The sequence below is a fragment of the Microbacterium sp. SLBN-146 genome (genome assembly GCF_006715145.1).
Taxonomy (GTDB): Bacteria; Actinomycetota; Actinomycetes; order Actinomycetales; family Microbacteriaceae; genus Microbacterium.
This window is the reverse complement of sequence record NZ_VFMR01000001.1, coordinates 73,373-99,071: the sequence shown is the minus strand read 5'-3', so window position 1 is coordinate 99,071 and position 25,699 is coordinate 73,373. Positions and strand designations below refer to the sequence as shown.

Genomic DNA, 25,699 nt, shown 5'->3' with positions numbered 1-25,699 from the left:
GCCGGTCGGGTGTCGGCGCTCGCGCGTAGACTCGACGGGCAATGACAGACGCCTCCCAGCCCTTGATCGTCGGCGGTGACCGCGGGCCGGCTGCCCCCGGCGCCCGCCCCGACGAAGACCTCCTCGCAGGACTCAATCCGCAGCAGCGCGAAGCCGTGATCTACCGCGGTCCCGCGCTCCTCATCGTCGCCGGAGCAGGCTCGGGCAAGACGAGCGTGCTGACGCGGCGCATCGCTTCGCTCCTGCGCACCCGTGAAGCGTGGCCGAGCCAGATCCTCGCGATCACGTTCACCAACAAGGCGGCCGGCGAGATGCGCGAGCGCGTCGGCCAGCTCATCGGCGAGCGGGCGCAAGGCATGTGGATCTCGACCTTCCACTCCGCGTGCGTGCGCATCCTCCGGCGCGAGGCCGAGCAGTTCGGTTTCACGAAGGCGTTCACCATCTACGACTCGGGCGACTCCCGCGCGCTCATCAAGCGTCTCGTCAAAGAGCACGAGGCCGATTCGTTCGGGCTGACGCCGGCGGGGGTGCAGTCCCGAATCTCGAAGCTCAAGAACGAACTCGCCGACGCCGAGTCGTACGCACGCCAGGCGAACCTCAGCGACCCCGCCGAGCGCATCTTCGTCGACCTGTTCGCGGCCTACCAGCGCGAACTGCAGAGGGCGAACGCGTTCGACTTCGACGACCTCATCGGGCAGGTCGTGTACCTCTTCCGGGCCTTCCCCAAGGTCGCCGACGTCTATCGCAGACGGTTCCGTCACATCCTGGTCGACGAGTACCAGGACACCAACCACGCGCAGTACTCCCTCATCCACGAGCTGACCCGACCGCCCGGGTCCGACGCCGAGCCGATGGCAGGGGGCGGCGGAATGATGATCTTCGACGCCGAGCCGGATGCTGCAGATGCCGCATCCCTCACGGTCGTCGGCGACTCCGACCAGTCGATCTATGCGTTCCGCGGGGCGGACATCCGCAACATCAGCGAGTTCGAGCGCGACTTCCCGGGGGCCAAGGTCGTCCTGCTCGAGCAGAACTACCGGTCCACGCAGAACATCCTGAGTGCGGCGAACGCCGTCATCAGCAACAACTTCGACCGCAAGGACAAGCGGCTGTGGACGGACGTCGGCGAGGGCGAGAAGATCGTCGGCTTCACCGGCTATTCGCAGCATGACGAGGCGCAGTTCGTCGCCGACGAGATCGAAGTCCTCCATCGTGGCGGACTCGACTACTCGCAGATCGCGGTCTTCTACCGGACGAACTCGCAGTCCCGTGCGCTCGAGGAGATCTTCATCCGCTCGGCGCTTCCCTACAGGATCATGGGCGGCACCAAGTTCTACGAGCGCGCCGAGATCAAGGACGCCCTCGCGTATCTCGTTGCGGTCGCCAACCCCGCCGACGAGATGGCGGTCCGCCGCATCCTGAACAAGCCCCGCCGCGGGATCGGCGACGTCACCGAGACGGCCATCGCGCGGTACGCCGCCGACGAGGGCATCACGTTCCGCGACGCGCTCGCGAACGCGTCGGCGCTCGGAGTGGGCCCCAAGATCCAGGCCGCGATCGTGCAACTCGACGCGGTGCTCGCCGAAGCGTCGGCGCTCATGCTGCCGGCATCCGGCGAGCTGGCTCCGCCCACCGCGGTTGCGGAAGGACTGCAGCTGCTGCTCGCGAAGAGCGGGTATCAGGATGCTCTGCGGGCGAGCCGCGATCCGCAGGACGAGGCGAGGCTCGAGAATCTCGACGAGCTCGTCGCCGTTGCGCGGGAGTTCGCGCGCAACAACCCCGAGGGCACGGTCATCGACTTCCTCGGCGAGGTGTCGCTCGTCTCCGACGCCGACGACCTCGAGGATGCTTCGGGATCCGTGTCGCTCATGACGATGCACACGGCGAAGGGCCTCGAGTACGACGCCGTGTTCCTCACGGGCGTCGAGGAAGACCTGATTCCGCACCGGATCTCGGCGAACGAGCCCGGCGGGCCGCAGGAGGAGCGACGCCTGTTCTATGTCGGCGTGACGCGGGCGCGCAAGCGGCTGTACCTCTCGCTCGCCATGACGCGTGCGCAGTTCGGCGAGGTCACCGTCGCGATGCCGAGCCGCTTCCTGCAGGAGATTCCCGCCGATCTCGTGCACTGGAGGCAGTCGCCGGGAGACGTCAACTCGCGAGGAGGTACGCAGTCCCGCGCCCTCAACGCCCGGCGCCCCGGCGGCTTCGGAGGATCGGGCGGAGGTCGCTACGGCGACGATCTCGTGCCGCTCGCGCGAAGCGAGCCGAAGACCGACCTCAGCCGGTTCGCGAACCGCGTTCCGTCGAAGGTGCGCGACAACGGCGACATGGAGCTCGCTCCCGGAGACCGGATTCGCCATGACGACTTCGGCGATGGTCGCGTCGATCTCGTGACGGGCGAGGGAGCCAAGCGCGTCGCGCATGTGCGCTTCGAGAAGGCGGGCGCGAAGAAGCTCCTCGTCAAGATCGCGCCCATCGAGAAGCTCTAGCCGGGTACACGGTCACGAGCCCCGTTAGGCTCGAACAATGGCACTCTTCTCGCGCCGTCCGAAGAAGTCCGACGCGCTCCCCACGGATGTCGACCCTGATGAGGGTCGGCCTGGTGAGTCCGAGGCCGTCGAGGCAGCATCCGTCGATACGGGGGATGCCGCGGCATCCGTCGGCATCTCGATGTCGTCGTTCCAGGGACTCGGCGTCGCCGCCACGCCCGTGCAGGCGCTTCCGGCGGAGGACCGGCGGCCCGCTGCCGAGCGCGTCGTCGAAACCGTGCCGGGGCTCCGCGACAACGTGCTGCTGCGCGAGGCGCTGGGGCGACTCCCCGAGAAGCCGTCGCCGAGCGAGCTGCTCGACCTTGCTCGCAGCGTGCTCCAGGGGCATCTCTTCCTGCGGGTCAAGGGCGATGCGCGAGCGCTCCTCGCCGACGGCAAAGGCCTCCCGCTCGCGGTCGCGAACATCGGCGACAAGACGTTCGCGCTCGCCTATTCCAGTGGTGCGGCGCTGAACGCCAGCATCCGATCCGATGGTGACACGGCCACCTCTGCTGTCGGGCAGCCGTCGATCGCGGTCCTCCGGCACGTGCTCGAGACGTCGGCGACGGGCCTCATCATCGACCCCGCGTCGGCACCTGCGCGGGCGATCCTCCCGCGCGCACTCATCGAGCGCATGCTGGCGGCCATCGACGACACGCTGACCGTGAAGACGCTGCTCGCCGCGGAGCGGACGGATGGCACGGCAGCGAGCATCGCGGACGCGCTGACGCGTGTGCCCGTCTGGCTCGCGGTGAACACTCCCTCGGAGGGCGCGCAGCCGGGCATCGCCCAGGGGCGGGCCGCCGATGGTTCGCGGTTCCTCGAGATCTACACGCATCCGCTCGAAGTGGTCGCGATGGGCCGGGACGACCGGCCCGCACCCGTCACGAGCGCTCAGCTCGCTGCCGCGCTGCGTCAGGACGAGGGCTTGTCGGGCGTCATCATCGACCCTCGCGGTCCGTGGATCCGCCTCAGCCGCGACGATCTCGCCCCCGTCCTCGCCCTCGCCGAGTAGCCCACGCTCGCTTGTCCGCAGCCCTGCGTAGTGGAGCGGCCATGCTCACTTGTCTCAAAGGGCGACTTCCGCGCGGGGGATCCCACCATTTGCGACAAGTGAGCGGACCCGGCGCGGCTCCCTCGTGACAAGTGAGCGGATGCCGCCGCGCGGCTCCCTTCGCGACAAGGGAGCGACGGAGGAGCGGGATGAGGCCTAGGGTCGGTGCATGGCGTCTGCACGCATCACGCTGACCGTGCCCGGTGGCCCCGAGGGCGATCGCGAGGTTGGGCTGTCGAGTCCCGACCGGGTCCTCTGGCCCGAGCTCGGGATCACGAAGCGCGAGCTCGCCGAGTACCTCATCGCGGTCTCCGAGGCCTTCCTTGCGGCCAACGGCAATCGGCCGGTCTCACTCGAACGGTTCCCCGAAGGCGTCGACGGCGAGCGGTTCTACTCGAAGAACCCGCCGAAGGGCGCGCCGGACTTCGTCGAGACGGTCACCGTGACGTACAACAGCGGGCGGCGGCATCCGCAGATCTTCCTCACCGAGCCGGCCGCCGTCGTCTGGGCCGCGCAGATGAACACCGTCGTGTTCCACCCGTGGGCATCGCTCGCAACACAGCCCGACAACCCCGTCGAACTGCGCATCGATCTCGATCCTCAGCCGGGCACGGACTTCGCGGATGCCGCGGCGGTCGCCCCGGCATTGCGGGACGTCCTCTCCGAGGCGGGTCTCGAGGCGTGGATCAAGACGAGCGGCAATCGAGGGCTTCACGTCTTCTGTCCGATCGAACCGACGCACGAGTTCCTCGACGTCCGTCATGCCGTCATCGCCGCGTCGCGCGAGCTGGAAAGACGGATGCCGGACCGGGTGACGACGAACTGGTGGAAAGAGGAGCGTGGCGAGCGCATCTTCCTCGACTTCAATCAGGCGAATCGTGATCGCACGATGGCCGGTGCCTACAGTCCGCGCGCGCTCCCCACTGCGACGGTGTCTGCGCCGCTCGGCTGGGACGAACTCGCGGATGCCGACCCGGCATCCTTCACCGTGCGGTCGATGCCGGCGCGATTGGCCGAGGTCGGCGATCCCTGGGCGGGGTTCCTCGACAACCCGGGCCGCATCGACACGCTGCTGGAGTGGTGGCAACGGGATCTCGCAGACGGACTCGGCGAGCTTCCCTTCCCGCCGGAATTCCCCAAGATGCCGGGTGAGCCGCCCCGCGTGCAGCCGAGCCGGGCGAAGCAGAAAGACGACGCCGGGTGATGCCCGCGAAGACGGCGGGTGATGTCCACCGAATGGGGGATGAGAAATCTCTCATGAGTGCGCTAGCGTGGGTCGGGAACTAGGGAGAACCATGCCGACGTCGTCATTCACGCGCTCCAGCGCGCGAGCCTCGTTCGCCGCACGCGCGGCGCTCACCGCTGGTGTCTGCGCCGCCATCATCGCCGGACCCGTGTCTGCCGCCTCGGCATCGACCGCTCCCGGTGAGTCGAACGACTCGAACACGATGGTCATCCGCGTCGAGATCCCTGCGCGCACCGCTGCCCCGACTCCGGCTCCGACGGACGACCCCGCTGCGGGTGGCAACAACGGCGCGCTTCCCGCGACGGGTTTCGACGCGAGCCTTCTCTTCCTTCTCGCGGGAGCGGGTGTCGTCGCGATCGGCGCGGGCACGGCGATCACCGCGCGACGCCGCGCTCAGGCTGCCCGCACCACGCCGCACTCCTGACCACCGGCTCCTGACACCTCGGTTCCGGGTCAGTCGAGGACAGCACCCAGGTCATAGGCCGACACCGTCTCGAGCTGTTCGTACGTGCACGATCGCGGATCGCGGTCGGGTCGCCACCGTTCGAACTGCACGGTGTGCCGGAAGCGCCACCCCTCGAGTTGGTCGTACCGCACCTCGAGCACGCGCTCGGGACGCAGATGCACGAACGACGAGTCGCGGTCTGGCGCCGAGAACCGTGACTTCTCGCCGTCGCCCGTGACAGCACGGCCCTCGTCGTCGCGTTCGACGAGCGGTGCGAGTTCGTCGATGAGTTCGAGTCGGCGCGCGTTGCTCCACGCCGCGACCCCGCCGACCGAAACGAGCCGGCCCTCGGCCCTGTACAGGCCGACGAGCAGGGACCCGACTCCCTGTCCTGACTTGTGCAGGCGGTAGCCGAGTGCGACGACGTCGGCCGTGCGGGCGTGCTTGATCTTGAACATCGCGCGCTTGTTCGGTGCGTACGGCTGGGCGACCGGCTTGGCGACGACGCCGTCGAGCCCGGCTCCCTCGAACTCGGCGAGCCACCGTTGGGCGACCGTCGCATCGTCGGTCGTGCGGGTCACATGCACGGGATGCGGGACGTCGCCGAGGAGATCGACGAGCTCGGCCCGGCGCGTCGAGAAAGGCTCGGACTGCAGGTCGCGATCGCCGCGGGCGAGCAGATCGAAGGCGATGAACATCGCGGGAGTCTCCTGCGACAACATCGCGACACGGGATGCCGCGGGGTGGATCCGCTGCGAGAGCGACTCCCAGTCGAGGCGCTGCGCACCCGGCTCGCCGCGCGGCACGACGATCTCGCCGTCGATGAGGCACGGCTCGGGGAGGAGCTCGGTGAACGCTTCAACCAGTTCGGGGAAGTAGCGGGTGAGCGGCTTCGCGCCGCGCGACCCGATCTCGACGTCGGTGCCGTCCCACGAGATGAGCGCGCGGAAGCCGTCCCACTTGGGTTCGTAGCTCAGTCCGCCGTCGACGGTGGACGGCGCGGGGATCGCGGGAACGGACTTCGCGAGCATCGGGGCGGGGATGTCGTACGGCATGCCACTCATCCTGCCCCGGGCCTCCGACGTCCGACAGACCGACCCGCCCCGCGTCAGACGAAGGCGCTCATCCCCGTGATGTCGCGTCCGATGAGGAGCGCCTGGACCGACTCGGTGCCCTCGTACGTGTGGATGGCCTCGATGTCGGCGAGGTGCTGCATGACGCCGTTCTCGAGGAGGATGCCGTTGCCGCCCAGCACGTCCCGCGCGATCGACGCGATCCGGCGTGCGGCCCGCGTGTTGTGGAACTTCGCGAGCGATGCCTGGGTCGGGCGGAGCGTGCCGGCGGTTTCGAGGTCGGCCATCCAGCGGCAGTAGAGCTGCATCGCCGTGAGCTCCTCCAGCATGTGCGTCAGGCGCTCCTGCACCATCTGGAACTTCGCGAGCGGCTTGCCGAACTGCACGCGCTCCTTCGCGTAGGTGAGCGCGGCCTCGTAGCAGGCGGTCGCGTGGCCGAGCGCCGACCACGCGACCCCAGACCGGGTCGCGTACAGCACGGTCGAGGCATCCTTGAAGGTCTTCGTGCCAGGAAGGACGGCGTCGAGGGGAACGCGCACGTCGTCGAGCGCGATGTGTGCTTGGTGGATGCCGCGCAGCGACACCTTGCCGGTGATGACGGTGCCCGTGTAGCCGAGACGGTCCTGCTCGACGAGGAAGCAGCGCACATTGCCGTCGTGCTCGGACTCCTCGTCGACGACCCGGGCCCAGACGAATGTGATGCCGCCCGACGCGCCGTTCCCGATCCACTTCTTCGCCCCGCGCAGCACCCACTCGTCGCCGTCGCGACGCGCCGTCGTCTCGAGCGAGACCGAGTCGGAGCCGTGGTCGGGCTCGGTGAGAGCGAACGACCCGAGCACCTCGGCACGTGCCATCGGCACGAGCCAGCGCTCCTGCTGCTCGTCGCTTCCGAAGAGCGCGAGGGTGCGCAGCGCGAGTCCGCCCTGGACGGCGACGACGGTCCCGAGCGACCCGTCGCCGCGCGAGACCTCCATGTTGACGAGGCCCGCCGCGAGCGGCGAGAAGCGGGTCAGGGCGGGGTGCTCGATGCCGTCATTGAGGAGGTCGAGCTCGCCGAGGCGCACGGCGAGGTCGAGGGGGTAGTCCGCCCGGTCCCAAGCGTCCTGCATGCGCGTGCCGACCTCGTCGACGTACGCCTGCGCACGCTGCCAGACCGCTCGGTCTGCCGCCGGGATGTCGGCGAAGACGGCGAAGTAGTCGGTGCCCAGACGCGCGAGCACGTCGTAGGTCTCGACGCTCTCGCCGGGCAGGTGGGGGGTGTCGGGGGTGGTGCTCATGACGCGCTCCAGGATGCCGCGCCGCGGTGATCCGCGGCGTGCCCAGAGTACTCCGACGAAACCGCGTACCGCCAGTTGTGAGACCGGGTGTCAGCTTTCCAGCTTGTCGCGCAGTCGCCGCGCGACCTCGGCCGTCGGCATCCGTCGGGGGAAGACGGCGACCATGACGTCGTCTTCGAGCGGATCGGACTGTTCGCCGTAGACGCCGAACTTGCGTTTGGCGTCGTCGAGCGCGCGACGCAGAACCGTTGCCGGGACGCGCTTCGGGCCGCGCAGCAGCTGTCGAAGTACGTGGTTGTGGACGGCCGTGACGAGCGCCGCGAAGCCGACGGCGTCCAGCGGATCGAGACCCGGCAGAGCTTCGCGGAGGTATTCGTCGAAGAGTCGTTCGTAGCGGAAGACCGTCACGATCTCGCGCTCTCTAAGCGACTCGACACCCCGCACGATGGCGTACCTGCGGCGTGCGAGCTGCGGGTCGGCGGCGAAATGCAGGAAGACGCGAAGGGATGCCTCGCAGACGGCCTCCCACGGGTCGTCGTGAGACTCCGAGAGGTAGGTCCGCAGCTGGTCGAGCAGCTGCTCGTGATCGGCGAAGACGACGTCGTCCTTGCCGCCGAACTGCCGGAAGAAGGTCGAACGGGAGACCCCGGCGGCACGGGCGATCTGCTCGACCGACGTCTCGACGAATCCCTGGCTCGCGAACAGATCGATCGCGGCGGCGACGACGGCCGTGCGAGCGGTGGTTGATGCTGCGGTGTCGCTCATGTCGGAGAGAGCCTAGCCGCACGGGGGGACGCGGGTCCGTCGGAGTCTCCGTCGAGGCGGTAGTAGGCTGGGGGACTGGTCGGTCTCTTGACATCGAGAGAATCTCGGCACGGGGCGTCCCGGCTCCGGTCGCCACCCCGTTCGCCACAGCGAAGGACTGCACAGTGGATTTGTACGAGTACCAGGCACGTGATCTGTTCGAGAAGTACGAGGTGCCGGTACTGCCGGGCATCATCGCGGACACTCCCGAAGAGGCGAAGGCTGCGGCCGAGAAGCTTGGCGGCGTCGTCGTCGTCAAGGCGCAGGTGAAGGTCGGAGGCCGCGGCAAGGCCGGCGGCGTCAAGGTTGCGAAAACCCCTGATGAGGCCTACGAAGCCGCCAAGGCGATCCTCGGTCTCGACATCAAGGGTCACGTCGTCAAGCGCGTCATGATCGCCGCGGGCGCGAAGATCGCCCGCGAGTTCTACTTCTCCGTCCTGCTCGACCGCGCCAACCGCTCCTACCTGTCGCTCGCGAGCGTCGAGGGCGGCATGGAGATCGAGCAGCTCGCCGTCGAGAAGCCCGAGGCCCTCGCTCGCATCGAGGTCGATCCCGGTGAAGGAATCACCTACGAGAAGGCGCTCGAGATCGCGAAGGCCGGCCACTTCGAGCCGGGTCTCGCCGAGAAGGTCGCCGACGTCTTCGTCAAGCTCTACGCCGTGTACACGGGCGAAGACGCGACGCTCGTCGAGGTCAACCCCCTCATCGAGTCGGAGGACGGCGAGATCATCGCGCTCGACGGCAAGGTGTCGCTCGACGAGAACGCCGAGTTCCGTCACCCGGCCCACGCGGAGCTCGAGGACAAGGACGCCGCGGACCCGCTCGAGGCCAAGGCGAAGGCGAACGACCTCAATTACGTGAAGCTCGACGGTGCCGTGGGCGTCATCGGCAACGGTGCAGGACTCGTCATGTCGACGCTCGATGTCGTGGCCTACGCCGGTGAGAAGCACGGCGGCGTCAAGCCCGCCAACTTCCTCGACATCGGCGGCGGCGCATCGGCCGAAGTCATGGCGGCAGGCCTCGACGTGATTCTCGGAGACCCCCAGGTCAAGAGCGTTTTCGTCAACGTCTTCGGTGGCATCACCGCGTGCGACGCGGTCGCGAAGGGCATCGTCGGAGCGCTCGAGGCGCTCGGTTCCAGCGCGTCCAAGCCGCTCGTCGTGCGCCTCGACGGCAACAAGGTCGAGGAGGGCCGCGCGATCCTCCGCGACGCGAACCACCCCCTCGTGACCCTGGCCGAAACCATGGACGAAGGCGCCGACAAGGCTGCCGAGCTCGCGAACGCCTGAGACTTCGAGAACTAGGGACTGCAGAACATGTCGATCTTCCTCAACAAGGAATCCAAGGTCATCGTCCAGGGCATCACGGGCGGCGAGGGCACGAAGCACACCGCGCTCATGCTGAAGGCGGGCACCAACGTCGTCGGCGGCGTCAACGCCCGCAAGGCCGGCACGACGGTGCACCACACCGACAAGGACGGCAACGCCGTCGAACTCCCCGTCTTCGCGTCGGTCAACGAGGCCATCGCGGCGACGGGCGCCGACGTCTCGATCGCCTTCGTGCCGCCGGCGTTCACGAAGGACGCGATGGTCGAGGCCATCGACGCCGAGATCCCCCTCCTCGTCGTCATCACCGAGGGCGTCCCCATCGGTGACACCGCCGAGGCCTGGGCGTACGCCAAGGCGAAGGGTGAGAAGACCCGCATCATCGGCCCGAACTGCCCCGGAATCATCACGCCGGGCGAGTCGCTCGTCGGCATCACACCCGCCAACATCACCGGCAAGGGGCCCATCGGACTCGTCTCCAAGTCGGGAACCCTGACCTACCAGATGATGTACGAACTCCGTGAGATCGGCTTCTCGACGGCGATCGGCATCGGCGGCGACCCCATCATCGGCACGACGCACATCGACGCGCTCGCGGCGTTCGAGGCCGACCCCGAGACCAAGGCGATCGTCATGATCGGTGAGATCGGCGGCGACGCCGAAGAGCGCGCGGCCGACTTCATCAAGGCCAACGTCACGAAGCCGGTCGTCGGATACGTCGCGGGCTTCACCGCCCCCGAGGGCAAGACGATGGGCCACGCAGGCGCGATCGTGTCGGGCTCCGCCGGCACGGCGCAGGCGAAGAAGGAGGCCCTCGAGGCTGCCGGCGTCAAGGTCGGCAAGACCCCGAGCGAGACCGCTTCGCTCATGCGCGAGATCATCGCGGGGCTGTAACACGAGAGATCGAAGAGGGGCGGATGCTGCGGCATCCGCCCCTCTTTCGTGTCATCTCCACGTCTCCCGCGCGGTCTCACGTCAGAGTTGGGATATCGCTTCCTCGACAATCCTTGCCGCCTCGCCTGGCCCAACCGCTGGTCTGCATTGGTGGCTCAGCGCGGCCTCCCACGCCGCCTCCGACGGTGGACGCGTGAACGAGACCTGGGAGAGGCTCGTGTACGAACCGTGCCTGCTGAAGACCTCCGATGCTTCGGCGTCGATCTTTCCGAGTCGAGCGAGCGCCCATAGGTCGTAGAGGTCACGAGGTGCTTCGCGGTCGTTCCACGCCGCGAGTTTTGACGCGACGAAACCAGCTGTGGTCAGAACCCGCAGCTTTGCAGGCGGGGCATCGCTGTAGCGCTGTTCGATGGTGACGACTTCAGTGGGCCACGCTGGATAGGCCGCCGAGGAGAGCAGTTGGATCTGGATGCGCGTTGCGTCCACGTGCAGTACGGCAGGATCCGGAGGCCTGGTATCGCGGATACGCGGTGTGAAGACGGCTGTCCCGAACGAGCGGCGGAATCGCCGTGTGATCGCGGCCTCGATCCGGTCGCCCACTTCGCGCCGCGCACCCATGGCGATGAGGTCGATGTCCTCAGAGAGTCTTACGTCGCTCAGAAGGGTCCGCGAAAGTGCCGTGCCCCCGAAGAAGACCACACTGTCGGTGCCGACGCTGGCTATCGCTGCGAGAGCGTGCGAGATGACGTGGTCGCGAGCAACCTGCTCGGCAGCGACGCCGAACCTCGTCTCGATGTTGAGGCGCTCACTTGCGTCGAGCACGCCGGCGATGGGAGTCGATTTGGAGTTGTCAAGCATGTTGTTCCACTTCTGATCGAGCGGCGAGGGTGTCTCGCCGTCGTGCGCGCTTCGCGCCGTTAGCGATTCCGAGCATCTCGATCCATCTCCGCGAGCATCGCCCGGAGGGCGGCGTTCGCACGCCCGTTTTCGATGGTGATCGCGTGCAGATCTTCTACTTGAACGAGGGCGCGCAGGTTGCGAACTGCGCCCGTAGCTTCGTCGGGCATGCCGCCCTGGGCGGGTTTCATTGTCAAGTCGTACATCGTCTGCGCAGGCGTAGTGACCAACGCTGGCCCGAGCTCAGTACGTTCCAGAACGGCATCAAGCCGCTCGATGTCGCGAGGGATCATATGAATCGTCCCACCGAGGTCCAAGGCGACGGGCGATCGACCGGCATCGGGTACTGCAATCGTTGTGACCCCGATCGCTCGTGGAATCGCCGCCCAGTGGCGCGCCGCGCCCAGACCCATGAGGACCACATTCCGGTTGCCGAACCGTGCAGTGGCCACAGCAAGCCCCGCAACTTCAAGAGTCGGCCTCCATGCTCTGCCATCTCGGCCATCTGGTGGTGCGGTGTAGACGCCCTTGGCGAGGCGAACGATCGCTCCGGCCTCGACGAGGCGGCTGACCGTTCGGCGCGGATGCGTGAAGGTGGCGCCGAGGTCCTGTGGCCTGATCGTTCGAAGGGGCGCGCGCTCGATCGCGCGTAGCGCATTGAGATCCACTGCCATACGTTCCCCCTTACTGAGGCTAGCGTGACACTATCAGTCACGACAGTCTCAGTAACTGAAGCGCGAGAGCTGCTGCTGACCTGTCAGGCGAAGAAGGGCCATCGTAGGAGGTCAGGCTCCTTGGAGCTCGCAGGTGTGACGTGGTGCTTCGCGCTTTCCGACTTTCGGATGTATTCCTGTTACGGAATCGAACTCTCCTCTTGTGCAGGTCGTCGTCCGGGGTCTACCGTTCGAGTCGGACTGCACAGGGTCACGTCGCCGTGTGCAGGGGGATGGGGATCTCACTTAAGGACGATTGGGCAGAAAGGGCCCCATGAGTCGGAGACCCCCCTTCATTGGGGATCGGAGAGCACGCCGCGCTGCGCGCGGCGTCGAGGATGTCGCGCCCGCGTGGTGGCGACTCCCGCTCGTCGCTGCGCTCTCCGCTGCTCTCGTGATCGGCCAGTTGGCCTGGGGTTCTCCCGTCAGCGCCGCCCTTTCGGAGGCGCCCGCTCCGACACCTGCCGCACCGTTCACGACCTGGTCGTCCGCCGTCCTCGACGTTCCCGCACCTGCCGTCGACCTGCCGGTCGTCACGCCCGACGTCATCGAGGTCGTTCCCCCGACGGAGGCGGAACAGCCGCGCCCGCGGGCACTGACGCGCATCGTCGTGCTGCCGCCCACCATCGTCGTCCCCGTGCCCGCTCCCTCGCCCGTCTCCCCGTTCGGACCCAACTGCCGCCAGGTGTCGTCGGGGCAGACGCCGGCGACCGGGGGGACGGGAACGTCATCGACGACGAGCACCAGCAGCACGAGCCTCACGTGCGGCCCCGGCACTGTGAACCCGGGCACGATCGGCACAGCGCCGACGCCTCCGCCGGTTCCCAACATCCCCGGGCTGCCGACGCCGCCCGCGCCGCCGGCACCTCCGACGCCCCCCGTGCCTCCGACGCCGACGCCGACCCCGACGCCCACTCCGACCCCGACGCCCACCCCCGACCCGACGCCCGTGCCCGACCCGGCACCGAGTGCGCCGGTCGATCCGGCCGATGTCGAGGGCGCTCCCGCGATGCTGTCGGTCCGTCCGTTCGACGCCACGGAGGCCTCTCCCGCCGACGCCGAGCCGGCGACCGAGCCCGCGACGTCCGACCCCGCTCCCGTCGAGCCCGCGACGTCCGACCCGGCTCCCGTCGAGCCTGCCCCCGTCGACCCGGCTCCCGCCGAGCCCGTTCCCGCGGAGCCCACCGCCGCCGACCCCGGAGCGTCCGACCCGGCTGCGTCCGAGCAGGACACGTCCGGCGCCACGACGTCCGAGCCCGAGAGTGCGGAGCCGACGGCACCCGCCGCGGAGCAGCCCGCGACTCCCGCGGTCTGGGCGCTCACGACGACGGGCTCGATCACGATCTCGATCGACGGTGCGGACATCGTCGCCGTCGTCGACGGCGTCGAGCAGCGTCGGCCCGCGGCATCCGTTTCGTCCCTCGCGCTTTCGGCGGGAGGTCGGATCACGCTGCCGGCCTCGCTCGGCCTCACGGTCGCGGTCTCGTCGGCGGGATCGCTCGCGATCTCCGGCACGGGCGTCGTCTGGTCATCGAACGGTGCCGGAGCCGGATCCGTCGGAGCGATCTCGTTCGCGGGCGTCGGCGAGCTCGTCGCCACCGGTGCGAACCACCGGCTCGCGGGTCCCGCCGACGACACGACCTGGCGCGTGACGGGCGAGGGTGCGGGCACCGTCGGGGCGCAGCGCTTCTCGGGCTTCTCGGCACTGCAGGGTGCGGCCGGCAACCGCGACGATGTCGTCGTCGCGGATTCGGGCTTCATCGGTTCGGTCGATGGAGGAGCCGGCGGCTACGACGTCCTGCGCTTCGAAGGAACCCAGCCGTCGATCACCTCGCGCCCCACGGGGCCGCAGTCCGGAACGCTCGTCGTCGGTGGTCGCACGATCGCCTACGACGGCCTCGAGCCGGTCGGTCCCGTCACGACGGCAGACTTCGACTTCTCCGACGCGACCGACGGCGACACGGTGGAGGTCGCACCGGATGCCGTCAACCCGGGCCACATCCTCGTGCGGAGCATCGCGAACTCGTTCGAGTCGCACTCGGTCCGGCCGACATCGACGTTCACGGTCCGCTCGACGGGCGTCGGCGCGACGATCCGGATCCTCGGCATCCTCGAATTCCTCGGCGTCACGTTCGTCTTCGTGTCGGCGACGATCATCGCCGACGGTGCGACGGTCGACGCGGGGTCGGGTGACATCACGCTGGCCGCCCTCGCCGAGTCCACCGACGACACTCCCGCATCCGCCGAGGTCCGCCTCGTCGACGCGATCCTCCGCGGCGCGGGCGTCACGCTCACGGCGACGGCGACGAGCACGGTCGACCCCGGTGCGACCCTCGGCCTCGCCCTCGGCGACAGCACCGCCTCCGCAGCCGTGCGGTTGACCGGTGCCTCGCGCATCGAGGCGTCGGGCGACGTCGCCCTGTCGAGCAGCTCGACGGCGACGCTCACGACGTCGTCGACGGGCACGGGTGCCGACGCAGCCGTGGATGCCGCCGTCGCGATCGCGACGATCGACAACACGGCGGTCACCGAGGTCACCGACGCCTCGACGATCGCCGCGGGCGGCACGGTCCTCCTCGCCGCGACGACCGTCACGACCGCGACGACGACCGCTGACGCGACGGCTGCGACGGCGGGCGCCGCGGTCGCCACGACGCGCGCGACGACTCGCACGGCCGCTGTCGTCGACACGACCGCACCCGCCGGCATCGCCGCGGGCGGCGCGCTCACGATCCTCGCCGACTCGACGCACACGCTCACGACGACCGCGACGGCGAGCCCCGGCGGCGCGACGGCCAACGGCACGTCGCCCGCGACGGCGACCGCCACCGCCGCGCAGCCCGGCGGATACGCGTCGGCGCCCGGCGGAGCGATCGGGGTCGCGGGAGCGCTGGCGTTCTCCGATCTTCAGCAGGACACCGGCGCGCTCCTCGGTGGCGCGGTCCCCATCGCGATCGTCGCCGGTGGTGCGGGCGCCGCCGTGACGGCGACGTCGTCCGGCTCCGCGTCGACGGATGCCGACGGCTCGGCCGTCAGCGGATCGGCGACAGGCGTCGGAGTCAGCGTCTCGGTCAACCTCGCGAGCACGCGGACGGAAGCGCGGATCGGCAACGTCGACATCACCGCGGACGGCGTCACGGCGACCGCGACGGCGGCGCCCCGCACGGTCGCCGGGGTGAACGAATACCGCGCCGAGTCGGTCTCGGGTGCGGGAGGGGCCTCGAGCGTCGGAGCCGCGGGTGCCCTCGCCATCAACGCGTCGACCTTCCGCACACGCGCCGCGATCGATCCGGGCGCGACGGTGACCGCGCCGGGTGCCGATCTCGCCTTCACGGCCCGCGGCGACCACGACACGATCGCTCGCGCTCTTCCGGGCGCGCAGGCAGGCGCGACGACGGGCATCGGCGCGAGCGTCGCACTCAACGTCGTGAACGACTCCGCGACGGCCGAAATCTCGGACGGCGCGACGCTCGCGGAGGCGGCCGATTTGACCGTGACGGCACACACGACGGCCCCGGCCGTGACGGAGGCGCGGGGTGGCGTGGCATCCGATGCCGCGATCTCTGCCGTGCTGGCCGTCACGATCCACAACGTCACGACCCTCGCGCGCATCGGAACAGGATCGCCGCTGACGCTCGCGGGGGCCTTCGTCTCGACGGCGACGCAGATCGCGCCCATCACGACAACCGCGACCGGCAACGTGAGCGCCGAAGGTGGCGCGGCCGTTGCGGCGGTCGTCGCCCTCACCTTCGCGAATCACGTGGTCCGGTCTGAGCTCGTACGCGACCTGACGGCCGAGTCGATCACGCTCCGCGCCGTCGGAATGGCCTCGTCGGCGACGACCGCGACGGCGTCCGCGACGGGGGCACCGGGCGAGGACGCTCCTGCGACGCAGACCCCCGCGGCCCAGGCCGGCGATGCCCGGACATGGGCCGACGGAGTGGCGCCATCGACGGGCGCGGCCGACGACGGAACGGGCGGCAGCGGATCGACGCCGCTGCCGAGTCCCTCGACGCCGCAGGGCGAGGTCACCGTGACCGCCGCGTTCGCCCTCACGATGCACCAGCTGACGGCGGATGTGTCGGTCGCAGGCATCGCGATCATCGCGCCGACGGTCCGCTTCGAAGCGCTCGGCAACCTGTCGGCGGCATCGACGGCGTCGGGATCGCCGTCGGATCGCGGGCCACCGAGCGGGACCACGATCGCCGCGGCCGTTGCGATCACTCTGGCGGACGTCATCGTCCGCGCCGAGGTCGGCCCCTCGACCAGCATCACCGCAGACGCGCTCCACCTCACGGCGGGAATCGCACCGCAGAACGCCGCAGGCGTCGACGACGCGTCGCACCGCTTCACCACGACAGCCACGGGCGGGCAGGGCTCGGGAGGCGACCTGGGGGTCGCAGGATCCGTCGCCATCGCCGTCGTCGTCCTCCGCACCACCGCCGGCATCGGCGCCGGTGCCACCGCCGCTCTCGACGGCGGAACCCTCTCCGTCTCCGCCACCTCGGCGTCCGAGACCACGACACGGGCCGTTCTCTCCGACGCCGGCGCCGGCACCCCGACGACGGGCATCGGCGCGGCGTTCGCGCTGACGAGCGTCGACCACACCGTCTCCGCCGTCATCGCAGACGCGGCCGTCGTCACGGGTGCGGGCGACGTCACGATCGCCGCGACGACGACGGATGCCGCAACCGCCGTCGCACAGGGCTCGGCGCGCGGGGGCGACGCGGCCGTCGCGCCCTTCGCCGCCGTCACCCTCTCGACCGTCACGACCCGCGCGTCGATCGGAACGGGCGCCCTGCTGACGGTCGGCGGCGCCCTGTCGGTCACGGCGGGCCAGCGGGCGGTCGCGACGACGGAAGCGCGTGCGGCGACCGGTACGTCCGACGGCACGGCCGTCGGCCTCGGTCTCGCGCTCACGATCGCGACGCACGTCGTCACGGTGGCGCTCGGCCGGAGCGCCACCGTGACGGGGACGACGACGCTGGCCGCGGCGGGCATCTCCCGCTCGAGCGCGACGGCCGCCGCGTCGGCGGGCGGTGCGCCGGAGAACCCGGCCGACTCGGGCGACGCGACCAACCCCGGAGGTGCCGCCGGATCGGGCGTCGACGACGCGGTCGCCGGGACGCGCGACCACGCCGACACCGTCGCGACCGCGGCCGGTGGCTCGGGCGCGGGGTCCGCGGCTGCGACGCCGAGCGCGTCGACCTCGCAGGGCGACGTCAACGCCGCCGCCGCCGTCGCCGTCACGATCGCCGACGCACGGGTCGCAGCATCCCTCGACGTGGGCGTCGTCCTCACGTCGGCCGGTGCCGTGGCGATCTCGGCGGGCGAGAACACGGATGCCGCCGCTGTCGCCGACGGCTCGGCATCGCAGGGCGCCGACGCGACGATCGGCGCGGCGGTCGCGATCGTTCTCGCGACCGTGTCGAACCGTGCCGTCGTCGCGGGCGCCGTCACGAGCCCGGCGACGACACTCCTCGCATCGACCGTCGCCGACGGCGCCGACACGACCTCGGTCATCGAGGCGCGATCGACGGCGGGCGCCGGCGGCGGGAAGGTCTCGGTCGCGGGCAGCGTCGCCCTCGCGATCACCAACATCGACGTCGCTGCTCTCGTGGAGGGAGCGGCGAGCGGGGGGACCGTCGCGATCGGGGCGGGGACGTCAGTCACGACGACCGTCGCGGCACTTCCCGCGGGCGAGGGGGTGACGGATGCCGGCGACCTCGGTCTCGGCGCGTCCGTCGCCCTCGCGCTCGTGACGATCGGGGTCCGCGCAGCCGTCGCGGCGGGAGCATCCCTCACCGGCGTCTCCGATCTCACGATCACGGCCGACACGACGGCGGAGACGCTCGCCGAAGCACGCATGGGCGCGAGCGGCGGCGGAGTCGCCCTCACCCCCGCCGTCGCGATCGCGCTGTCCGACGTGCAGACGACGGCGTCGATCGGCTCAGGCGGACCCACCACTGTGACGGGCACCCTGCAGCTCGCGGCGCGTCAGACGGCAGCGGCGACGTCGACGGCGGGTGCCATCGTCGTCGGGGCGGGCGACGCCGGCATCGGTGTCGCTGTCGCTCTCACGATCGCGACGCACGCCGCGACGGCGACGCTGGCCCGCAGCATCACGGCGGCGGGGGTCGTCCTCATCGCCCACGAGACCTCCGACACGACCGCGACGTCGACGGCGTCGGCATCGGGCGCTCCCGAGAACGACGCGGACTCCGGCGATCCCGCCAACCCGGGCGGAGCAGGAGGCGCCGGCGTCGACGACACGCTCGCCGCCGAACGCGGACACGCCGACGCGGTCTCCTCCGCGAACGGCGGATCGGGTGCGGGGACGACGACGACCCCGTCGGCCGAGACGTCGCAGGGCGGGGTCAATGCGGCCGCAGCGGTCGCGCTCGTGATCTCGACCGCGACCGCCGCGACGGTGCTCGAACCGGGGATCGCGCTCGTCGCGACCGATGCCGTGCGCCTCGACGCCGCGATCGACGCCGACGCGACGGCACGTGCCGACGGATCCGCGTCCCAGGGGGCGGACGCCACGATCGGCGCCGCCGTCGCGCTCGTGCTCGCCGACGCATCGACCCGCGCCGTCGTGCCGACCGGCGTCTCGGTCACCGCCGGCAGCCTCGAACTCGTGGCCCGCGGTCTTGCCGACGCCGACGACGGCGTCTCGCGGACGACGGCCGCATCGGTCGCCGGTGCGGGCGGGGGCAGCGTCTCGGTCGCGGGATCGGTCGCGATCGCGATCGTGACGCACGAGACGCGCGCCGCGCTCGAGGGCACGGCGACGCTTTCCGGGAGCGCCGTCGTCGCGGCATCCGGTTCGTCGGCCGTCGCGGTCTCGGCTCTTCCCGCGGGACAGGGCGTGACAGATGCCGGAGATCTCGGCATCGGCGCGTCGTTCGCGCTCGCCGTCGTCACGGCGTCGTCGACGGCCGAGCTGACGGGGTCGCTCACGGGGGCCACGGCACTGTCGCTGACGGCCGTCGGGGTTTCCGCCGTGACGACGGAGGCGCGCATGGGTGCGGCGGGAGGCGGCGTCGCGATCGCTCCCGCAGCAGCCGTCGCTCTCGTAACGACCGACGTCGCCGCACGGATCTCTGCCGGCACACCCCTCGTCGTGACGGGCGCCGTCACGCTCCTCGCCGATCAGCGCGCAGCCTCCTCGACGACGGCGGGTGCGATCGTGGTCGGCGCGGGCGACGCGGGCGTCGGACTCGCCCTGGCCCTCACGATCGCGAACGCGACGACGATCGTCGAGCTCGGCCGGAACCTGTCGGCGCAGAGCGCGGCCTTTGAGGCGCGCACGCTCTCGACGGCGACGGCGACCTCGGAAGCATCGGCGTCGGGGGCGCCCGAGAACGGAACGGGTGGATCCGCCGGTTCGGGAGTGGACGACGCCCTCTCCGCCGAGCGCGACCACGCCGACGCGACCGCCGCCGCCCACGGGGCGGAAGAATCCGGCTCCGCGACGACGCCGAGCGCAGCGTCGTCGCAGGGCGGGATCAACGCCGCGGCGGCGGTCGCCGTGTCCCTCGCGACGGCGACGACCCGCGCGACGATCCTCTCGGGGGCGACGCTGACGTCGACGGGGGCCGTCACGATCCTCGCCCGCGCCGATGCGGATGCCGCCGTGAGCGCCGACGGGTCGGCATCGCAGGGGGCGGATGCCACGATCGGCGCCGCTGTCGCGATCACGCTCGCAACCGTCACGACAACGGCGACGGTCGCGGCCGGTGCCGTCGTCACGGGCCCGGACCTGACCGTGCGAGCAGACCAGATCGTCCCGGGCGGAGACGGCACTTCGACGACCTCGGCGCGGTCGGTCGCGGGCGCGGGCGGCGGGAGCATCTCGGTCGCGGGATCGTTCGCCCTCGCCGTGACGGGTCACACGGTCCGCGCGGGCATCGACGGCACGGCGGGCGGGGGTGCCGTCGCGGTCGTCGCGGTCGCGCGGACGGCCACGACGGTCAACGCGCTCCCGTCCGGTATCGGAGTGACGGATGCCGGCGACCTCGGGTTCGGCGCGTCGGTCGCCCTCGCGCTCGTCACGGAGTCCACGACCGCGGAGCTCGGCGATGGGGCGACCCTCACGGGCGCGACATCGCTCGGCGTGACGGCGGACGCGCAGAGCTCCGCGACGACGGAAGCGCGCATGGGTGCGCGCGGGGGAGACGTCGCCCTCGCGCCGGCCGTCGCGGTGACGCTCTCGACGGTATCGACGGCGGTGCGTATCGGATCGGGTGCCGAGACGACGCTCGCGGGCGCGCTTGCGGCATCCGCTTCTCAGCGGGCGACGGCGACCGCGACGTCGTCGTCGCAGACCCTCGCCGCCGGCGACGCGGGGATCGGGCTGTCCCTCGCACTCGCGATCGCGACGCACACGGCGACAACGGCGCTCGCGCGGAGCCTCTCCGCGACCGGCGCGGTGGGACTGCAGGCCACGAACATCTCGACGTCGTCCTCCACGGCGTCGGCTTCGGCCGCGGGGGCGCCGGAGAACAGCGCCGGCGGCGGAGCCGGAACGGGCGTCGACGAGGCGATCGAGACGGAGCGCGCGCACGCGTCCGACACGTCGGTCGCGAGCGGTGGCGCGGGAGCGGGCAGCTCTGCACCCGCGGCGGAGTCGTCGCAGGGCGGCGTGAACGCCGCGGCGGCCGTCGCCGTGACTCTCTCGACCGTGCGGGCCGAGACGCTCCTCACGCCGGGGATCGCCCTCGCCGCGACGGGAACCGTGACCCTGTCGACGGGGGTCAACGCCGATGCGGCGTCCAGTGCCGACGGATCGGCATCGCAGGGGGCGGACGCCACCATCGGCGCCGCGGTCGCGATCACGCTCGCCGACGTCGTCAATCGTGCCGTCGTCCCCGTCGGCGTCACCGTCACGGCCGGCGCTCTCACGGCGACGGCGACCTTCGTCCTCGACGGCGCCGACGAGACGTCGACGACGAGCGCCCGCTCCGTCGCGGGTGCGGGCGGCGGGAGCGTCTCGGTCGCGGGATCCTTCGCTCTCGCCATCGTCGGCGCGCAGACCCGCGCATCGATCGACGGGACCGTCGCCCTCACGGGAGGTGCGCTGAGCGCCGCGGCCGTCAGCCGGCTCGCGACGACGGTCGCGGCTCTCCCCGCGGGCGCGGGTGTCACGGATGCCGGAGACCTGGGCTTCGGTGCGTCGGTCGCCCTCGCGATCGTGACGAACGGGACGACGGCCGAGATCACGGACGGTGCGATCGTCACGGGCGCCGGCTCCCTCGCGCTGCAGGCCGCAGCGAGGACGCGCGCGAGCACGGAAGCGCGCATGGGCGCGGCCGGCGGCGATGTCGCGCTCTCGCCCGCCGTCGCGGTCACGCTCTCCACCGACTCCTCGACGGCCCGGATCGGGTCCGGCGCGCTCGTCGCCGTGACGGGGGCCGTCGACCTCGACGCCGTCACCGATGCGACGGCCACCGCGACGGCATCGTCGTCGACGCTCGGCGCGGGCGATGCGGGGATCGGTATCGGCGCGGCGCTCGCGATCGCGAACCACACGGCGCTCACCGAACTCGCCCGCAGCGTCACGGCGGGCGAAGTGACCCTCGCGACGTTCCTGACCTCGGCTGCCGGATCGACCGCGTCAGCATCCGCCGCGGGAGCCCCGGAGAACACGTCGGGTGGCGGTTCGGGCTCGGGAGTCGACGACGCCGTCGCCGCCGAACGCACGCACGCCGACGGGGTCGCGGCGGCCAACGGCGGGGCGACGAGCGGTGCCGCGACGACGCCCAGTGCCTCGTCGTCGCAGGGCGGCGTCAACGCCGCCGCGGCCGTCGCGATCACACTCTCGACGGCACGGGCGGAGGCGCGGGTCGTAAGCGGGATCACCGTCACGAGCACGGGCCGAGTCGCCCTCGACAGTCTCGTGAACGTCGACGCCGCGTCCGCCGCCGACGGTTCGGCTTCGCAGGGGGCGGATGCCACGATCGGCGCCGCCGTCGCGATCACCCTCGCCGACGTCGTCAACCGCGCGGTCGTCCCGGCGGGTGCCACGATCGCGGCGCAGTCGGCCTCCATTGCTGCGGGGGTGCAGGACGCGGGGGGCAACACGACCTCGTCGTTCGGCGCCCGATCGGTCGCGGGTGCGGGAGGCGGCAGCGTCTCGGTCGCCGGATCGTTCGCGCTCGCCGTCGTGACGCCGACGACGCTCGCCTCCCTCGACGGGATGCTGACGCTCTCGGGCGGAGACGCGACCGTCAGCGCGACGAGCGCGACGGACTCGACCGTCGCGGCACTTCCCGCGGGGGCGGGCGTGACCGACGCGGGCGACTTCGGCTTCGGAGCATCCGTCGCCCTCAACCTCGTGACCGACCGCACGACCGCCTCGGTTTCCGACGGCGCCGTCGTCGCGGGTGCGCGTCATCTCGTGCTCGCCGCGACCGCGGAGAGCACGGCCACGACGGAAGCACGGATGGGAGCGGAAGGCGGCGACGTGGCACTCTCGCCGGCCGTCGCCGTGACGCTCTCCACCGTGGACACCACCGTCCGACTGGGGTCGGGCGGCCCGCTGTCGTTGACCGGCTCGCTCACCGCGACGGCGACGCAGAAGGCGCGAGCAACCACTCTGGCCTCGGCCGCCGTCCTGGGGGCCGGCGACGCGGGTATCGGTGTGGGGCTCGGGCTGACGATCGCGGGTCACAGCGTCCACGCCCGCCTCGCTCGCGATGTCGCGGCGGGCGTGGACGTCACCCTCAATGCGAGCAGCGTCTCGGCATCCTCGTCGACGGCGTCGGCGTCCGCCGCGGGCGCCCCCGAGAACACCGGCGGCGGCGGGTCGGGCGGTACGGGCGTCGACGAAGCCGTCGACGCGGAGCGCACGCACGCGTCGTCGACGTCGACGGCGAACGGTGGAGCGGGTGCCGCGGGAGGCTCGGCACCGGCGGCCGAGTCCTCGGCGGGCGGCGTCAACGCCGCGGCTGCCGTGGCTGTGACGCTCGCGACCGTCACGGCCGAGACCATCGTGGCGGCGGGTCTTCTCGTGACAGCGGGCGGCACTGTGACGTTTGCGAGCTCCGCGAACACGGACGCGTCCACGTCGGCCGACGGGTCGGCGTCGCAGGGGGCGGATGCCACGATCGGCGCCGCCGTCGCGATCACGCTCGCGAACGTCGTGAATCGCGCGTGGGTTCCCGCGACCGTGACGGTCCGCGGGCAGAACCTGGTCGTGTCGGCGACGGTGACGCCGGATGGTGCGGATGAGACGTCGACGTTCGGGGCGCAGTCGGTCGCGGGCGCCGGGGGCGGTGACGTTTCGGTCGCGGGGTCGTTCGCGCTCGCGGTCGTGAACCACACGACGCGTGCGGGTGTCGACGGGACGGTGCAGCTGTCCGGTGGCGACGCGACCCTGACGGCGACGAGCGCCGTGTCGAGCACTGTGAAGGCGCTTCCTGCCGGTGCGGGTGTGACGGATGCCGGGGACTTCGGGTTCGGCGCGTCGGTGGCCCTCAACCTCATCACCGACCGCACGACGGCCGACGTCGCCGATGGCGTCTCGCTCACGGGCGCGCGCAACGTCACCCTCACGGCGACGGCGCGCGACGACGCGGTCACGGAAGCACGAATGGGCGCCGCCGGCGGCGACGTCGCACTGTCGCCCGCGGTCGCGATCACGCTCTCGAACGTCACGACCCTGACGCGGATCGGCACGGGAGTCCTGAGCCTCACGGGAAGCCTCGGCATGACGGCATCCCAGAAAGCGACCGCCGCCACGACGGCATCGTCGTCGACCGAGGGCGCCGCCGATGCGGGCGTCGGGGTGAGCCTCGCGCTCACGATCGCGAACCACACCGTCACCTCGACCCTCGCGCGTGTCACGACGGCCGGCGTCGACATCGCGCTCCGCGCGTCGAGCATCTCGGTCTCGTCCTCGACCGCCGCCGCCTCCGCGGCGGGCGCACCGCAGAACGGCGGCGGTGGAGGCGGCTCCGGATCGGGCGTCGTGGATGCTGCGGAGAGCGAGCGAGCCCACGCCGACGCGACGTCGACCGCCAACGGCGGCGCCGGCGCGGGAACGGCGACGACGCCGCGGCCGGAGTCGTCGCAGGGCGAGGTCAACGTCGCGGCCGCCGTCGCGATCACGCTCGCGACAGTCCGGAGTCAGGCGATCGTCGATCCCGGCGTCGCGACGATCACGGCGGGCGGCACCGTGACGCTCGCGAGCTCGGCGAACACCGACGCGTCCACGTCGGCTGATGGTTCGGCGTCGCAGGGAGCGGATGCCACGATCGGCGCCGCCGTCGCGATCACCCTCGCCGATGTCGTCAACCGGACGACGGTCCCGTCGACCCTCACGGTGCGGGGACAGAACCTGGTCGTCTCTGCGACGGTCACATCGGATGGTGCGGATGAGACGTCGACGTTCGGGGCGCAGTCGGTCGCGGGCGCCGGGGGCGGTGACATTTCGGTCGCGGGGTCGTTCGCGCTCGCGGTCGTGAACCACACGACGCGTGCGGGTGTCGACGGGACGGTGCAGCTGTCCGGTGGCGACGCGACCCTGACGGCGACGAGCGCCGTGTCGACCACTGTGAAGGCGCTTCCTGCCGGTGCGGGTGTGACGGATGCCGGGGACTTCGGGTTCGGCGCGTCGGTGGCCCTCAACCTCATCACGGACCGCACGACGGCCGACGTCGCCGACGGCGTCTCCCTCACGGGGGCACGCAATGTCACCCTCACGGCGACCGCGCGCGACGACGCCGTCACGGAAGCGCGGATGGGTGCCGCGGGCGGCGACGTCGCGCTTGCTCCGGCCGTTGCGATCACGCTGTCGAACGTGACGACGCAGACGCGCATCGGCACGGGGGTCCTGACCGTCACGGGAAGCCTGACCATGACGGCATCCCAGAAGGCGACTGCGGCCACGAGCGCGACGAGCGCCGTCCTCGACGCCGCCGACGCGGCGATCGGAGTGAGCCTCGCCCTCACGATCGCGAACCACACCGTCACCTCGACGCTCGCTCGAAACGCCACGGCCGGCGTCGACGTCACGCTCCGCGCATCGAGCGTCTCCGTCTCGTCGGCGACCGCTGCGGCATCCGCTGCGGGGGCACCCGAGAACGACGAGGACTCCGGCGACCCGGCCAACCCGGGCGGGGGAGCCGGCACCGGCGTGAACGAGCTCGCGGCCAGCGAGCGGGCCAACGCCGACGGCGTCGCGACAGCGAACGGCGGTGAGGACTCCGGCGATCAGGCGGCGCCGACCGCCGAGTCGAGCAGCGGATCGGTCAATGTCGCCGCCGCCGTCGCCATCACGATCTCGACCGTCCGCGCACGCACCGTCGTCGATGCGGCGGTCACCAACATCACGGCGGGCGGGACCGTGAAACTCGCCTCGAGCGCCAACACGGATGCCGCATCCGCCGCCGACGGCTCTGCCGCGGGTGACGGCGACGCGACGATCGGTGCAGCGGT

General features: G+C 71.2%; 12 protein-coding genes (1 of these 12 only partly in view). 7 read left to right on the top strand and 5 right to left on the bottom strand.

All coding sequences use genetic code 11. From position 1 onward, the window contains the following. Window positions 1-41: 41 nt before the first annotated feature. The 4 genes from FBY39_RS00290 to FBY39_RS00275 all read left to right on the top strand — a co-directional run bounded on the left by FBY39_RS00290 (window position 42) and on the right by FBY39_RS00275 (window position 5,252). Window positions 42-2,489, top strand: a complete 2,448-nt coding sequence (locus tag FBY39_RS00290; RefSeq protein ID WP_141929700.1) for an ATP-dependent helicase — start codon at window positions 42-44, stop codon at window positions 2,487-2,489. Between the two features lie 37 nt (window positions 2,490-2,526). After that, window positions 2,527-3,543, top strand: a complete 1,017-nt coding sequence (locus tag FBY39_RS00285) for an SseB family protein (protein WP_141929699.1) — start codon at window positions 2,527-2,529, stop codon at window positions 3,541-3,543. Between the two features lie 208 nt (window positions 3,544-3,751). After that, on the top strand, window positions 3,752-4,786 hold the full coding sequence (ligD, locus tag FBY39_RS00280) for a non-homologous end-joining DNA ligase (protein WP_141929698.1): 1,035 nt from the start codon (window positions 3,752-3,754) through the stop codon (window positions 4,784-4,786). A gap of 91 nt (window positions 4,787-4,877) precedes the next feature. Next, window positions 4,878-5,252, top strand: coding sequence for a hypothetical protein (locus FBY39_RS00275; protein ID WP_141929697.1), 375 nt, complete (start codon window positions 4,878-4,880; stop codon window positions 5,250-5,252). Window positions 5,253-5,281: 29 nt separating this feature from the next. Here the strand turns inward: FBY39_RS00275 and FBY39_RS00270 are convergent, their stop codons facing one another. The 3 genes from FBY39_RS00270 to FBY39_RS00260 all read right to left on the bottom strand — a co-directional run bounded on the left by FBY39_RS00270 (window position 5,282) and on the right by FBY39_RS00260 (window position 8,388). Further along, entirely contained in the window at window positions 5,282-6,328 is a 1,047-nt protein-coding gene (locus tag FBY39_RS00270) for an ATP-dependent DNA ligase (protein ID WP_141929696.1), read from the bottom strand. A gap of 53 nt (window positions 6,329-6,381) precedes the next feature. Then, complete coding sequence (locus tag FBY39_RS00265; protein ID WP_141929695.1) at window positions 6,382-7,623, bottom strand: acyl-CoA dehydrogenase family protein; 1,242 nt, start codon at window positions 7,621-7,623, stop codon at window positions 6,382-6,384. Between the two features lie 90 nt (window positions 7,624-7,713). Further along, window positions 7,714-8,388, bottom strand: a complete 675-nt coding sequence (locus FBY39_RS00260; protein ID WP_141929694.1) for a TetR/AcrR family transcriptional regulator — start codon at window positions 8,386-8,388, stop codon at window positions 7,714-7,716. A 164-nt stretch (window positions 8,389-8,552) separates the two neighbouring features. On the opposite strand from FBY39_RS00260, the gene sucC reads away from it, so the two are divergent. Further along, window positions 8,553-9,716 (top strand): ADP-forming succinate--CoA ligase subunit beta, encoded by a 1,164-nt coding sequence (gene sucC, locus FBY39_RS00255; protein ID WP_141929693.1) that lies wholly within the window; start codon window positions 8,553-8,555, stop codon window positions 9,714-9,716. 27 nt (window positions 9,717-9,743) lie between these two features. Continuing rightward, on the top strand, window positions 9,744-10,646 hold the full coding sequence (gene sucD, locus FBY39_RS00250; RefSeq protein WP_141929692.1) for a succinate--CoA ligase subunit alpha: 903 nt from the start codon (window positions 9,744-9,746) through the stop codon (window positions 10,644-10,646). An 81-nt stretch (window positions 10,647-10,727) separates the two neighbouring features. Here sucD and FBY39_RS00245 read toward each other — a convergent pair whose 3' ends face one another. After that, window positions 10,728-11,504, bottom strand: a complete 777-nt coding sequence (locus FBY39_RS00245; protein WP_141929691.1) for a nucleotidyl transferase AbiEii/AbiGii toxin family protein — start codon at window positions 11,502-11,504, stop codon at window positions 10,728-10,730. 59 nt (window positions 11,505-11,563) lie between these two features. Next, window positions 11,564-12,217: a type IV toxin-antitoxin system AbiEi family antitoxin domain-containing protein gene (locus tag FBY39_RS00240; RefSeq protein ID WP_141929690.1), complete on the bottom strand. Its 654-nt coding sequence runs from the start codon at window positions 12,215-12,217 to the stop codon at window positions 11,564-11,566. A 313-nt stretch (window positions 12,218-12,530) separates the two neighbouring features. On the opposite strand from FBY39_RS00240, the gene FBY39_RS00235 reads away from it, so the two are divergent. Further along, window positions 12,531-25,699 carry the 5' portion of a hypothetical protein gene (locus FBY39_RS00235; protein WP_141929689.1) on the top strand. The gene runs 18,118 nt beyond the window's last position, so 13,169 of the gene's 31,287 nt are visible here — the first part of the coding sequence; the start codon lies at window positions 12,531-12,533; the stop codon falls past the right edge of the window.

Coding starts and splice junctions, on each gene's coding strand:
- FBY39_RS00285 (WP_141929699.1), top strand. CDS start 2,527: ATGGCACTCTTCTCGCGCCGTCCGAAGAAGTCCGACGCGCTCCCCACG.
- FBY39_RS00290 (WP_141929700.1), top strand. CDS start 42: ATGACAGACGCCTCCCAGCCCTTGATCGTCGGCGGTGACCGCGGGCCG.
- FBY39_RS00270 (WP_141929696.1), bottom strand. CDS start 6,328: ATGCCGTACGACATCCCCGCCCCGATGCTCGCGAAGTCCGTTCCCGCG.
- FBY39_RS00240 (WP_141929690.1), bottom strand. CDS start 12,217: ATGGCAGTGGATCTCAATGCGCTACGCGCGATCGAGCGCGCGCCCCTT.
- sucD (WP_141929692.1), top strand. CDS start 9,744: ATGTCGATCTTCCTCAACAAGGAATCCAAGGTCATCGTCCAGGGCATC.
- FBY39_RS00265 (WP_141929695.1), bottom strand. CDS start 7,623: ATGAGCACCACCCCCGACACCCCCCACCTGCCCGGCGAGAGCGTCGAG.
- FBY39_RS00260 (WP_141929694.1), bottom strand. CDS start 8,388: ATGAGCGACACCGCAGCATCAACCACCGCTCGCACGGCCGTCGTCGCC.
- FBY39_RS00245 (WP_141929691.1), bottom strand. CDS start 11,504: ATGCTTGACAACTCCAAATCGACTCCCATCGCCGGCGTGCTCGACGCA.
- ligD (WP_141929698.1), top strand. CDS start 3,752: ATGGCGTCTGCACGCATCACGCTGACCGTGCCCGGTGGCCCCGAGGGC.
- FBY39_RS00275 (WP_141929697.1), top strand. CDS start 4,878: ATGCCGACGTCGTCATTCACGCGCTCCAGCGCGCGAGCCTCGTTCGCC.